Annotated in this window: 14 protein-coding genes; 7 read left to right on the forward strand and 7 right to left on the reverse strand. The window is 28.9% G+C overall.

All coding sequences use genetic code 11. From position 1 onward, the window contains the following. Window positions 1-115: 115 nt before the first annotated feature. Window positions 116-331, forward strand: a complete 216-nt coding sequence (locus WG950_RS12700) for a hypothetical protein (protein WP_340932852.1) — start codon at window positions 116-118, stop codon at window positions 329-331. Window positions 332-509: 178 nt separating this feature from the next. Here WG950_RS12700 and WG950_RS12705 read toward each other — a convergent pair whose 3' ends face one another. Continuing rightward, window positions 510-1697: a pyridoxal phosphate-dependent aminotransferase gene (locus WG950_RS12705; protein WP_340932853.1), complete on the reverse strand. Its 1188-nt coding sequence runs from the start codon at window positions 1695-1697 to the stop codon at window positions 510-512. 29 nt (window positions 1698-1726) lie between these two features. Further along, window positions 1727-2818 (reverse strand): fatty acid desaturase family protein, encoded by a 1092-nt coding sequence (locus tag WG950_RS12710; protein ID WP_340932854.1) that lies wholly within the window; start codon window positions 2816-2818, stop codon window positions 1727-1729. Window positions 2819-2941: 123 nt separating this feature from the next. Here WG950_RS12710 and rsmG point away from each other — a divergent pair, with 123 nt between their 5' ends. Continuing rightward, window positions 2942-3571 (forward strand): 16S rRNA (guanine(527)-N(7))-methyltransferase RsmG, encoded by a 630-nt coding sequence (gene rsmG, locus WG950_RS12715; protein WP_079737109.1) that lies wholly within the window; start codon window positions 2942-2944, stop codon window positions 3569-3571. 4 nt (window positions 3572-3575) lie between these two features. Here the strand turns inward: rsmG and WG950_RS12720 are convergent, their stop codons facing one another. The 5 genes from WG950_RS12720 to WG950_RS12740 all read right to left on the reverse strand — a co-directional run bounded on the left by WG950_RS12720 (window position 3576) and on the right by WG950_RS12740 (window position 8779). After that, window positions 3576-4271 carry a hypothetical protein gene (locus WG950_RS12720; RefSeq protein ID WP_340932855.1) on the reverse strand — a complete coding sequence of 232 codons (696 nt, stop codon included), beginning with the start codon at window positions 4269-4271 and terminating at the stop codon, window positions 3576-3578. A 26-nt stretch (window positions 4272-4297) separates the two neighbouring features. Then, on the reverse strand, window positions 4298-5215 hold the full coding sequence (locus WG950_RS12725) for a glutaminase (RefSeq protein WP_340932856.1): 918 nt from the start codon (window positions 5213-5215) through the stop codon (window positions 4298-4300). An 8-nt stretch (window positions 5216-5223) separates the two neighbouring features. Then, window positions 5224-6075, reverse strand: coding sequence for a DUF3667 domain-containing protein (locus WG950_RS12730; protein WP_340932858.1), 852 nt, complete (start codon window positions 6073-6075; stop codon window positions 5224-5226). A 73-nt stretch (window positions 6076-6148) separates the two neighbouring features. After that, window positions 6149-7843, reverse strand: a complete 1695-nt coding sequence (lysS, locus tag WG950_RS12735) for a lysine--tRNA ligase (protein ID WP_340932859.1) — start codon at window positions 7841-7843, stop codon at window positions 6149-6151. A 432-nt stretch (window positions 7844-8275) separates the two neighbouring features. Further along, window positions 8276-8779, reverse strand: coding sequence for a DUF456 domain-containing protein (locus WG950_RS12740; RefSeq protein WP_079737104.1), 504 nt, complete (start codon window positions 8777-8779; stop codon window positions 8276-8278). Between the two features lie 122 nt (window positions 8780-8901). Between WG950_RS12740 and WG950_RS12745 the strand changes: the two genes are divergently transcribed. The 5 genes from WG950_RS12745 to WG950_RS12765 all read left to right on the forward strand — a co-directional run bounded on the left by WG950_RS12745 (window position 8902) and on the right by WG950_RS12765 (window position 13693). Next, window positions 8902-9264 carry a BlaI/MecI/CopY family transcriptional regulator gene (locus WG950_RS12745; RefSeq protein ID WP_077809903.1) on the forward strand — a complete coding sequence of 121 codons (363 nt, stop codon included), beginning with the start codon at window positions 8902-8904 and terminating at the stop codon, window positions 9262-9264. 13 nt (window positions 9265-9277) lie between these two features. Beyond that, on the forward strand, window positions 9278-10825 hold the full coding sequence (locus WG950_RS12750; RefSeq protein ID WP_340932862.1) for a M56 family metallopeptidase: 1548 nt from the start codon (window positions 9278-9280) through the stop codon (window positions 10823-10825). Between the two features lie 10 nt (window positions 10826-10835). Then, window positions 10836-12092 carry a tetratricopeptide repeat protein gene (locus WG950_RS12755; protein WP_340932863.1) on the forward strand — a complete coding sequence of 419 codons (1257 nt, stop codon included), beginning with the start codon at window positions 10836-10838 and terminating at the stop codon, window positions 12090-12092. Between the two features lie 61 nt (window positions 12093-12153). Continuing rightward, window positions 12154-13179 (forward strand): hypothetical protein, encoded by a 1026-nt coding sequence (locus WG950_RS12760; RefSeq protein WP_340932864.1) that lies wholly within the window; start codon window positions 12154-12156, stop codon window positions 13177-13179. A gap of 61 nt (window positions 13180-13240) precedes the next feature. Next, the gene (locus tag WG950_RS12765) at window positions 13241-13693 is read left to right on the forward strand and encodes a hypothetical protein (RefSeq protein ID WP_340932866.1); all 453 of its coding nucleotides are present in this window, start codon (window positions 13241-13243) and stop codon (window positions 13691-13693) included. Window positions 13694-13711: the final 18 nt, after the last annotated feature.

Below are 13711 nucleotides of genomic sequence, written 5' to 3' on the forward strand. Positions count from 1 at the left end.
TCGTAAACCATCAACGCTAGAAAAATGAATTTATTTTACTTTTTAGAAACTTTTAGTCTGTAACAAAGAGTGTTAGATGTCGTCTTCTTAGTATAAATCAATAAAACCAAATACCATGAAATATTTACAATCAACTACCGTATTAGAAAGAGGAATTTTAACTTCTAGTTATAAGAAAGAAATAAAAAATAGTATTTCTAGAGAAAAAGGAAAGTCTATTTCTAAAATAAAAAGCTTTGTTTTTAATCATCAAACAAGACAAGAAAGTCAAACTGCAGTTATTTTACAAGTTTCTTTATTTGTATTTGCATTGGTTATGATTTCTATTTAATAACTTATTTAAAATAGTTGGCAAGTATGCATGCGTGAAGGATTGCAGCATTTGTTTGAGCTCTTTTGTGAAGTATGAACAAAAAGCGAGTGCAAAAGCCTGACCTGAAAGGGCACGCTAAAACAAAAAAAATCCATCTTAAAACAAGATGGATTTTTAAATAATTTATGTTTTGCTTTTAACTTAAAGCTTCTTTAATTCTTTTAATTGCTTCTCTTAACTGCAATTCTGATGCTGCATAAGACATTCTAATACAATTTGGCGCACCAAAGGCTTCACCAGTTACTGTTGCAACATTTGCTTTTTCTAGAATAAATAAAGAAAAATCACTTGCATTTTCAATGGTAACACCGTCTATTGTTTTGCCAAAAAATGCAGAAATATCTGGGAAAACGTAAAAAGCACCTTCTGGTACATTTACTTTAAAACCTTCTATTTCTCTTAACAGACCAACAACAAGATCTCTACGAGTTCTAAACTCGTCTACCATATATTGTATTTTAGAAACTGGCGCTAATACAGCTGTAATTGCAGCTCTTTGCGCAATACAGTTTGTACCAGAAGTAACTTGTCCTTGCATTTTAGTACACGCTTTTGCAATCCATTCTGGGGCACCAATATAACCGATTCTCCAACCTGTCATGGCAAATGCTTTTGCTAAACCATTTACAGTTATTGTTCTATCGTACATGCTTTCTATGGCAGCAAAACTAAAAGGCTTTGCACCGTAGTTGATGTGTTCGTAGATTTCATCTGATAATATATAAACTTGCGGATGATTTTCTAATACAGCTGCTAAAGCTCTGTATTCTTCTTCGCTGTACATAGAACCACTTGGATTGTTTGGCGAATTAAAGAAAATCATTTTTGTTTTTGGCGTAATTGCACGTTCTAATTGTGCTGGCGTAATTTTAAAATCGTCGTCTATTGAAGACGGAATTTCAACAAATTTAGCCTGACTTAATATAGATATTGCAGAATAACTAACCCAATATGGTGCAGGTAATAAAACTTCGTCACCTGGGTTTAACAATACTTGAGCAACATTTGCAATAGACTGTTTTGCACCTGTAGAAACTACAATTTGACTTGGTTTGTAATTAATATTGTTATCACGTTCAAATTTTGTGCAAATTGCTTCTTTTAACTCTAAATAACCGTCTACCGGCGTGTAAGAATTATAGTTTTGATTTACAGCTTCTATTGCCGCTTCTTTTATAAAGTCTGGAGTGTTAAAATCTGGTTCTCCTAAACTTAAACTTATAATATCTTTTCCTTCTGCCTTTAACTCTCTGGCTTTAGCAGCCATTGCTAATGTTTGCGAAACAGGTAAACTGTTAATTCTGTCCGATAATGGATGTTTCATTGTGTACTACTGTTAGTTGTGTGTTTTTGTTATGCTATTTCTGGGTTTTTTCCTAAAACTCCTAAGTGTCTAAAATGTTCTATAATTGCTTTACGCATAGTATCGTATTCATTATAAGGTAAATTAAACTCACTTGCAGTTTCTTTTACAATTTTAGCTAATTTATTATAATGTACATGAGAAATATGCGGAAAAATATGATGTTCAACTTGATGATTTAAACCACCCGTATAGAAGTTTACCAACCAATTGCTAGGAGCAAAGTTAGATGTGGTATATAATTGATGGACTGCCCAAGTGTGTTCTAAATTACCGTCTTTATCTGGTAACGGCATGTCTGTATTTGGTACAATGTGTGCTAATTGAAAAACCAAACTCAAAATCATACCAGCAGTATAATGCATTACAAAAAAGCCAATAATTACTTTCCACCAAGAAATATCTAATACTAAAATTGGTAAAGCAATCCATAGTGCATAATAGGCTATTTTAGAGATTACTAATTTTGTCCATTCTTTTGTAGGATTCGGAAATTTACCATAAGATAATTTTCTTTTTAAATACCTACGCATTTGTTTTACATCTGTAGTTATTGCCCAGTTTATTGTTAACAAACCGTACAAGAAAATAGAATAATATTTTTGAAATTTATGAATGTTAAACCATTTAGAATGTTGTGAGAAACGTATTATTCTACCCGCATCAATGTCTTCGTCATGACCTTCTACGTTTGTAAATGTATGGTGTAAAACATTGTGTTGCACTTTCCAGTTATACACGTTACCAGCTAAAATATAAATGCTGCTACCCATTAGTTTATTTACCCATTTTCTTTTAGAGAAAGATTCGTGGTTCGCATCGTGCATAACATTCATTCCAACGCCTGCCATACCAACACCTGTTAAAACCATTAATAAAGCCATTGCCCATTGTGGCATTGATACAGTTAAAACTAGTATAAAAGGAATTAAAAATAGAGAAAACATAATAATTGCCTTTGAGTACAATTTCCAGTTTCCGGTTCTTTTGATGTTATTTTCTTTAAAATAAGTATTTACTCTTTTATTTAGAGTTCTAAAAAATTTAGCTTTATCGACTCTAGAGAAAGTTATTGTTTTCATTCAGTGTTTTAATATTGATTTGCAAAAATAATCTTTTTGAAATTGCTTTTTATGATAAACGTCAGGTTTTGTTACTAATTGTTTGTTAACAATAACTATTTTTGCAATTCAAACATTACAAAGATGGATATCATTCACAAATATTTTAAAAATTTATCAGAAACACAAATAGCACAATTTAGCAAGTTGCAAGAATTGTACAAAGATTGGAATTTAAAAATTAATGTTGTTTCTAGAAAAGATATAGACGAGTTGTATTTACGTCACGTTTTACATTCTTTAGGTATTGCAAAAGTTATGCAGTTTAAACCAGGTTCTAAAGTTATGGATGTTGGTACTGGTGGTGGTTTTCCTGGAATTCCGTTAGCAATTTTATTTCCAGAAACTCAATTTCATTTAGTAGATTCTATTGGTAAAAAGATTAAAGTTGTAAATGAAGTTAAAGAAGGCTTAGGTTTAGAAAACGTAAAAACTTCGAATTGTAGAGTAGAAGAAATTAACGACACCTACGATTTTATTGTAAGTAGAGCAGTAGCACAAATGGAAACTTTTGTTGGTTGGACAAAAGGTAAAATTGCTAAAAAGCAAAATCACGATTTAAAAAACGGAATTTTATATTTAAAAGGAGGTGATTTGTCTGAAGAGCTTAAATTATATACTTCTGCAACAATTTATGATTTGCCAGATTATTTTGAAGAAGATTTTTTCGAAACAAAAAAAGTAGTGCATTTAGGCATGAAGTTTAAAGGCTAATCACCTAACAAATCATTAGTAAACGAGTTTGCCCTTTTTCTTTTGGCGCTCTGTGTATACAAGGTAAAACTTTGCTTGTAGGATGATCTACAGCTAATTTCCAGAAATTTCCAATGCCCAAATTTGTAATTTGTGCGTTGGGATTTGCTTGGTAATGCAAATCAAAATAAAAGTCTGATAAAAAAGTTTCAAAACCTTCTTCTTTACCGTTGTGTAATTTTAATAATTCTTTTCGTATTTCCGGAATCAAGATTTTTTGTGTTGCTTCAGAGTTCGAAACAATTTCACTTGCTTCGCCGAAATAAGTACAAAGATAAGTTGCCGTTGGTATCGGCGATTTGTCTACGTGAAAAGAATAAACATCCGTAGGAAAAAAAGGGTAACTATCATCTGCATCATAATTTTTTATGATATTTAAAACGGGTGCAGCTCCTTTTTCTTCTAACATTTTCATGTCATTTAAAAGCAATTCTCTGGCTATATTTCCCTTTTTAGTCAATTTTAAAGCTGCTAAATCTTTTGCACTGATTACTGTAATTTTATCAATACAAATTATTTTATCTATTATTTCAGCAAAATTACCCTGTAAAGAACGTTGCAAACAAATTGCATTTACATCATCTTTAAAAGTAGTTTCTAAAAAAGAATCAAAACTAAAAACTTCTTTAACGTTTTTGTTAATTTTTAAAGATGTACTCATAGAAATTTAAATATGTATTAGTACTGTTAAAAAATAGAAGAAGCTGTTTTTGTTGTAAAATTTTCTAAAAATAACATTCCTTTAAAAGAATTTCCTTTTTCATTTAATTTAGGGCTCCAAACAGCAATACAATATTTATCTGGATGAATCGCTACAATACCACCACCAACACCAGATTTACCTGGCAAACCAACACGAAAAGAAAACTCACCAGATTCATCATAAAAACCACATGTAAGCATTATTGCATTAATTCTTTTTGTTTGGCTTTCAGTAATAATCGAATTACCTTTATGAGTTGTGTAATTATCTTCTGTTAAGTACATAAAGATTTCTGTTAACTCTTTACAAGTTAGCTCTAAAGAACAGATATGAAAATAGAAATCTAAAACATCATCTACATTGTTTTTAATGTTACCAAAAGATTTTATAAAATTACAAAGTGCAACATTTCTAAAACCAGTTCTTTTTTCTGATTCAGCAACTTTTTCGTTGTAATTAATATCGTAATTGTTTGCAATTTCTCTACAAAAATCTAAAAAATCTTCTTTCGGATTTTTTAAATGACCAATTAATACATCGCAAACTACAATTGCACCAGCATTTATAAACGGATTTCTTGGTATACCTTTATCAGATTCTAATTGTTGTAAAGAATTAAATGGATTTCCAGAAGGCTCTACATCTACACGTTGCCACAAGTTTTCTCCTTCTAATTGATAAGCTAGTGTTAATGATAAGATTTTTGAAATACTTTGGATAGAAAACTTTTTTTCAAAATCACCAACACCATAATTTTGTTTTTCAATAGTTGTAATGCTAATACCAAAATTTTCATCAGAAATACAACCTAACTCTGGTATGTAGTTGGCAACTTTACCTTCGTCTTTAATGTCTTTTATTTCAGCATAAATATTGTCAATTATGGTTGGATATTTTTTCATCTATTGTATTATATTTTTGTGAGACCAAACTTAGCTAAAATGAAAGTTACAATACCTATTAAGACCAATAATATAATTACTAATAGTAATAAACCAATTAAAAATCTAAAAAATTTTAAAACCGATTTACCTACAGAAAGGTTGTATAATTTTTTAAAAGCATATAAATAATATAGAATGTATGCAATTACACTATAAAAGTAAATTGAAGGATGAATTAACATCGCAGCAATAAAAGCAATGATAGAAAAGTAAGTTGTTAAACCATATAAATAAGAATTCATTACAATATGTTCACCAAAATTATGTGGTTTTCTATAAGTCCATTTACTTAACAATGCATAAAATGGTAAAAACAAAAAGGTTAAGAGGTTGTAATAATGAAGCATAAACTGCATCATGTTTTCTGAAACCTCTAATTGTTTCTGAGCCATTTTCTTATTTGTCTCCATTTTTTGAAGTTCTTCTTTAGATACGTTTTTAAATGCAGATACATCTAAATTTGCAGTTTCTTTAAGTTTACTTATATCTTCTGATCTAAAGTTACTTTGCATGTTTATAAAGTCGTCTGCAAAATAATTAAATATAATAAGAGATAAACCAGCACCAATAGCTAAAAAAGCAAACGGATTCACGTATTTTTTACGAACACCTGTAAGGTATTCTGTTAGAACTTCATCTGGGCTAGTAATCATTTTTTTAAGAGTCAAGAAAAACTTACTATCAATACCAAATACATTAATAACTAACTCTGTAACAAGTTGTTTAAACGTAATTCTATTAACAATAACTTTGGCGCCACAATTATCACAAAACTGGGCATCGTTTTCTAGCTTTTCTTCACAATTTTTACATATCATAAATCAAATATAAATAAAAAAGGAACTACATTTCTGTAGTTCCTTTTTAAAATTTTATGTTTAATTAGAAGTTTTATAAAGCTTCTACAAACAAACCTTCGTCTGTTTTGCTCACTTTTGCAACTTCTTTTTTAGTTAAGCCTTTAATTGTTTTATCCCATTTTTTATTAGATAAGCCAGATTGTGCTTTTAAATCGTTTAAATCTATTTTTCCTGCTTTTTCAATCATAGCTAAAACCGCTTTTTCTTCGTCGTTTAATTCTATAGAAGGCGCTTTTTTCTCTGGTCTCATTTGAGGAAAGAAAAGTACTTCTTGTATCGATTGATTGTTTGTTAAAAACATAATTAACCTGTCCATACCAATTCCCATACCAGAAGTAGGTGGCATACCATATTCTAAAGAACGTAAGAAATCATGATCTATAAACTCTGTAGCTTCATCGTCTCCTTTTTGTGCCAATTTAAGCTGATGTTCGAAACGTTCTCTTTGATCAATTGGGTCGTTTAATTCTGAATATGCATTTGCAATTTCTTTACCGCAAACCATTAATTCGAAACGTTCTGTTAATTCAGGATTGTCTCTATGTTCTTTACAAAGCGGCGACATTTCTTTAGGATAATCTGTAATAAATGTTGGCTGAATGTAGTTTCCTTCACATTTTTCACCAAAAATTTCATCAATTAATTTTCCTTTACCCATTGTTTCATCAACAGGAATATTCATGCCTTTAGCAGCTTCTCTAATTTCATCTTCTGTTTTTCCTGTAATGTCGAAACCAGTAAAATGCTTAATAGAATCTGCCATTGTAACTCTAGCATACGGTGCTTTAAAATCAATTTTATGTTCACCAAAAGTAGCTTCAGAAGTACCGTTAACCGCAATAGCACAATGTTCTAATAATTTCTCACAGAAATCCATCATCCAGTTGTAATCTTTGTAAGAAACATAGATTTCCATAGCTGTAAATTCAGGATTGTGTGTTCTGTCCATTCCTTCATTTCTAAAGTTTTTAGAAAACTCATAAACACCATCAAAACCACCAACAATAAGTCTTTTTAAATATAACTCATTTGCAATTCTCATGTATAACGGTATATCTAAAGAATTGTGATGTGTAATAAATGGTCTTGCCGCAGCACCACCAGGAATGGGTTGTAAAACTGGCGTTTCAACTTCAAAATAACCAGCATCATTAAAGAAAGAACGCATTGCATTAAACAATTTTGTTCTTTTAATAAAAACTTCTTTTACATGTGGGTTTACAACTAAATCTGCATAACGCTGTCTGTAACGCATCTCTGGATCTGTAAACGCATCATAAGTAACACCGTCTTTTACTTTTGGCATTGGTAAAGGCTTTAAAGCTTTAGATAATAACTTAAAATCTTTAACCATAACGGTTTTTTCACCAACTTTGGTTGTAAAAAGTGTTCCGGTAATTCCTACAAAATCTCCTAAATCTAATAATTTCTTAAAGACATTATTGTATAAAGATTTGTCTTCGCCAGTACAAATTTCATCTCTATTAAAATAAAGCTGAATTCTACCTTCACCATCTTGTAACTGTGCAAAAGAGGCTTTACCTTGTATATTAATTACCATTAATCTACCTGCAATAACCACCTGTTTATCTTCCGCAAAGTTCTCTTTAATCTCTTTCGAATTGGTATCTACCGGAAATAATTCTGCAGGATAAGGGTTGATACCCAAATCTCTTAATTTTGTAAGCTTTTCTCTACGTACAACTTCTTGTTCTGATAATTGCATTTCTTATATATTAATGATAAATTTTTAAAGACTGCAAAGATACAATCTTTCAAGAATTTAACAATTGTAGATTTCAAGAAAATAATAAATATTTCTTGTAGATATCATAAAACGTTGTATATTTGCCCGCTACTTTTTGTTGAAGTAGCATTTAGTTGTGTTGTTTGGCACTTTATAAAAAGTGTCGTGGTTTTGTTAACCAATGGAAAGCTTCCCTTAAATGGGACGCTTTTTTTTTGCTCTAAACTCAACAAAATTTCTTTTTTTGAAGCTATTCCTGCTTTACGCACTCGCTTTTTTTTATTCAGAAAAAGAATAAAAAAAGAGCTCAAACAATGCTGCAATCAGGGCTAAGTGTATTTGTAAGCTTTTAAAGAACTCTAATTTATGTCGTAATTTTTTATAAACTTCTATCTTTTATCAAAATTAGAATTAGAAAAAAGAAGCTTTGTATTCCCAAAATTTCATCAGAAATAGAATTACAAAAACAAAAGATACCGAAAACTTTATAGTTGCAGAAGCTAAAATTCCTATAAATGAACCGAAAGAAGCCTTTAAAGCTCTGTTTGTATCTTTACTATCATACATAAGTTCGCCAATTAATGCGCCAAAAAAAGCACCAATTAACAAACCAAAAGGAATCGGAATAAAAAACAAACCTATAAATAAACCTATTGTTGTGCCATAAACACCATTTTTACTGCCACCAAAACGTTTGGTTCCTATTGCCGGAATTATATAATCTAATACCCAAATTAGAATTGCAATTGCCAATGTAATTCCTAAGAAAGTCCAATTAGTTGCTATTACAGATGTAAAATGTAAGATTAACAAACCCAACCAACCTGTTAAAGGACCAGGTAAAACAGGTAAAAATGAACCTACAATTCCTAAAAGAACCAGTAAGAAACCTATTATTAGTAAGAAAATATCCATAAGTACTTTTATTGTAAGACGAAGTTATAAAGCGTTTGTTACATCAATTTATAACTAAAAAATTAGTTTAAACTAATTTTTTAGTTATATTTGTATTATTGAACTAAAAACTTAGTTATAATATGAGTAAACAATTAACAAAAGCAGAAGAGCAAATAATGCAAGTATTGTGGGATTTAAATGAAGCCTCTGTAAAAGAAATTATAGCTGTTTTACCAGAACCTAAACCAGCATACAATACTGTTTCTACAATAGTAAGAATTTTAGAAAATAAAGAATTTGTAGCGCACAAACCGTTAGGTAGAGGTTTTATGTATTACCCAATAATAGACAAAGAAACTTATAGCAACCAGAGTTTACATAAATTAATGAATGGTTATTTTAATGGGTCTTTTAAAAGTATGGTTTCTTTTTTTGTAAAAGAAAACAAAATGGATGTTAAAGAGTTAGAGTCTATTTTAAAAGAAGTTAATAAGAAAGAATAAAAAATTAAATGCTATGATTAATTATATAATTCAAGTAATCTTATTTCAAATATTGTTTTTAACTATTTATGATTTCTTTTTAAGTAAAGAAACCTTTTTCACTAAAAACAGATGGTATTTGTTAAGCACACCAATACTGTCCTTTTTATTACCATTAATAAAAATACCAACATTTCAAAAAGCGGTTCCGCAAGAATATATTGTGTACTTACCAGAAGTCGTTATTTCTCCAGAAACTGTTATTCAAAAATCAACGTGGTATCAATCTTTAAATTATATCGATATCATATTTGCCATTGGTGTTATTGTTTTTACAGTGGTTTTTTTATCAAAATTAATACAGATATTCAAGCTTATAAATTCTTATAAACTTGTAAGAAAAGTAGGGTATACTTTGGTTTTAATTCCGAATCAATCAAAAGCATTTTCGTTTTTTAATTATATTTTTTTAGGAGAAGAAATTCCAGAAGATCAAAAAGAACAAATAATTGCGCATGAGTTAGTACATAGCACTCAAAAGCACTCTTTAGATTTATTATTGTTTGAGTTTTTAAAAATTATAATGTGGTTTAATCCGATGATTTTTATTTACCAAAAAAGAATTACGCTAGTGCACGAATATATTTCTGATGAAGTTGCCACCAAAAATGAACCCAAAGAAAATTACATAAATAAATTGCTATCAAGTTTTTTTCAGGTTGAAGATATTGCATTTATCAACCAATTTTACAAACAAACATTAATTAAAAAAAGAATTATTATGATGAAGAAAAAACAATCTAAAAAAATGAATCAGTTAAAGTATTTGGTATTGATTCCGGTATTAATGAGTATGCTTTTTTATACTTCTTGTTCTGAAAATGAACTAAAAGAAATTTCAATTTCTAAAAAAGAAGTACAAACAATGTATCGAAATCAAGAAGGGGTTCTTGTAAGTAAAAAAGGAAAGGAAGAAACATATTTAGATAATTTTATAGGAAGAGAAGCACCAATAGGAGCAAAGAAAATTTCAATAAATGATTTATCTAACAATGAAAGAGAAGAATATGAAATAATGAAAAATATAATTGACGAAAGAGGAAAAGATAGACCTGAGTTTGCTGAAATATTTAGTTTTCATCTTTATAAAATGCCAAACGGAAGAAATGCTAGTGCAATGTTAATGAAATTGGATAGGACAACAAAAAAGACTGAAAAGCGAAGTTCTAAAGATAGTTCTGTAAATATTTTAAAAATAGAAAAGGCTCCAACTTTTCCTGGGTGTGAGGAAGGAGATAAAAATTGTCTTCATAAAAGTATTAAACAACATTTTAGTAAAAATTTTGATACAAACTTACCAGATAATTTGGGCTTATCATCAGGTAAAAAAAGAGTTTTTGTTGGTTTTAAAATTGATAAAGAAGGGAATATCGTAAATGTTAAGGCAAGAGCTCCGCATCCAAAAATTAAAGATGAAGTTATCCGTGTAATGAAAACTTTACCTAAAATGATTCCGGGTGAAAATAAAGACGGAAAAGTTGTGGTTAGTTACAATGTACCATTTACTATTTTGGTAAACTAATTTAAAATAAATGAAAAAGAGAATTTTAATTGTATTACTATTTGTGGTAGTAAAAGTCGGGGCGCAAACCTCGGCTTTTTCTGCGATAGATAGTTTATCAGATAATGGTAGATATCATTTAGCATTAAAAAAACTAAAAGCGATAAAAGATCAATCGTTTTTGTCAAACTATAAAACTGCTGTTATTTACGAATCTATCGATAACTATAAAGAAACAGCGAATTACTTAGAAAAAGCTTTAGATTTTAAAGAAGACAAAAAAGCGAGTTTAAAATTGGCAAAAGCATATCAAAAGTTAAGTAAATCGAATCAATCAATTGCTATTTATGAGAAATTATTGGCAAAAGATTCTTTAAACTTAATTTTAGAATATCAATTGGGTAAATTGTATTTACAGTATAGAAAAAGCAAAAAAGCCATTTCTTTATTTAAAGATTTAATAGAAAAAGATAGTACAAATGCTCATTATTCTTATCAATTAGGTTTAGCATATGCGTACACTAAAGATAGAGATCGTATGATAAATAGCTTTATCAAAACTTATAAAAAGGATAGTTTACATGTAAAGTCAATTTCAAAATTGGCTCTTAGTTTTTTTAAGTTAAGAGAAAAGGATTCTACTTATTTGTTTATTAATAAAGGTTTAGCAGTTGCACCAAACCATATCAATATAAATAAGGTGAAGGTAAATCAATTTTACAGAGAGAAAAAGTATAAAGAGATTGTACCCATTTTGTTAAAGCTAGATAGTATAAAACCTATGGATTTGTTTACAAACACAATGTTAGGTAAAGTGTATTACAATTTAGAAGGTTTTGACAATGCAAAAGTAAGATTTGAAAATGCAGCAGAAATAGATGCAACTAATTTTAAGACTTTTACCTATTTAGGCCATATAGGTATTAAAAAAGAAAATTTTTCTAAAGCAATGTTTAATTACTTAAGAGCAGCAACTATTGGTAAAGAAAAACGAGACGAAGAATATTATGGTTTGGCATCTGCATATTATAAAATGAAACGACCTAAAATGGCTTTGCGTTTTTATGAAAAAGCATTTGAAGAAAACCGTAAAAATCACAATGCAAAATTTCAGGTAGCTAAAATAACAGACGATCTTTATAAGGATAAAAAAATGGCTTACAAACAATATAAAAGCTATAATGAACTTTTTAAAAATTTAGATAAAGTAGAAAGCGAATATGTACAAAAAAGAATATCTGAAATTAAAAAAGACTACTTTATGAGAGGAGAGAAGTTAGAAGAGTAATTCATTAAATTTTAGTAGTTTTACAATGCAAATAAAACATTGTTTCAATTACTCCTAAAAAATGAGATTACTACTAACATTATTATTACTAATATTTTCTTTTTCTATACAAGCACAAGATAATAAAGACTTGGCAAGAGTTTATTTTAATAAAGCGCTTAAAAGTTTTGAGACGTTAGATTTAGAAAAAACAACCAAATATTTACAAAAAAATAGAGAATTAAATAACGGAATTACTCAAGAGAAAATAGCCATTTTTGGCTCTAAATTTTTTTATGATTTAGGAGATTACATAAAAGCAGAAGAATATTTTAAAGCTTTTTTTAAGTTGAATAAAAACAAATCTTCACAAAGCTATAAAGATATGCTTGTGGCATATACTAATAACTTAGATGCTAAAGATTCTCCTAATAAATCGGTAAATAAATTAAAAGTTTTAAAACAAAAAAAGGAAAAGCAAGATGCTTTAGATAATGCAAAAAATCTAGCATTAAAAAAACAAGAAATTGCACGGTTAAAAAAGGCTATCTTATCTTTAGAAAAATCCCTTTCTTATGTATCTAATAAAAATTCTGATCAATATAAAAAGATGAAGTCCTCTTTAGATAAAATGAAAGAAAACTTAAACTCTTTAGGCGGAACATTAAATACTTCTGATACAAATGTTTCAAAAAACAAAACTGTTGATACAAGTAATATTTTTACAGAATTAACTAAAAAATCATCAAAACCAGTATCTTTTACTATTATAGAAACACCGCCAATTTTTCCTGGTTGTGAAAAAGGTTCTTCAAAAGAAATTAAAAATTGCTTTAGTTTAGGTGTTAAAAGACATTTTGTGAAAAATTTTGACGCAAATCTTCCAAGTAAATTAGGATTAACTGTTGGTTTAAAAAAGATTATTATACTTTTTAAAGTAGATGAAAAAGGTAATGTAATTAATATTGATGCAAGAGCGCCGCATCCTAAAATTAAGGAAGAAGCTATAAGAATTGCGACTTCTTTACCTAAAATGACACCAGCAACTCAAAGAGGTAAAACCGTTAAGGTTGCTTATAGTTTTCCGTTTTCTATAATGGTAGAATAAAAATTATTATTTATTTAAATTACGTTAACTTTATATAATGGTATTTCGAACAGTTTTTCTGATGCTTTTTATTGCAGTATTTGCTTCTTGTACTAATTTTTCTTTTGGTACAAAAAAGCAAACACAGGCATTAGATACAATTGTTAATTTTTCTTCGGTAGATACTTCGCCTTCTTTTAAAGTTTGTGATTCTCTAATAGCTAAAGAAGAAAAATCGAATTGTTTTAGAAATACAATTCATAATAAAATAGGAGAGGAGTTACTAAAACATGAGTTTGCTGTAGATAAGGCTGTTTCAGAAATAGTTTTTGTGGACTTAGTAATAGATTCTAAAGGAACTATTTTATTAAAAGACATAGAATCATCCGAAGCAATTAAAAACAGTTTACCACAGTTAGATAGTATTATACTACTTTCTGTAAATAAAATACCTAAAATATATCCTGCTATTAAAAGAGGAATTCCTGTAACAACAAAATATAGGCTGCCCATTTTAATAGAATTAAAAGAATAAAAAAGCCATTTTAGAAAA

This window comes from Polaribacter marinaquae, from assembly GCF_038019025.1.
Classification (GTDB): domain Bacteria; phylum Bacteroidota; class Bacteroidia; order Flavobacteriales; family Flavobacteriaceae; genus Polaribacter; species Polaribacter marinaquae.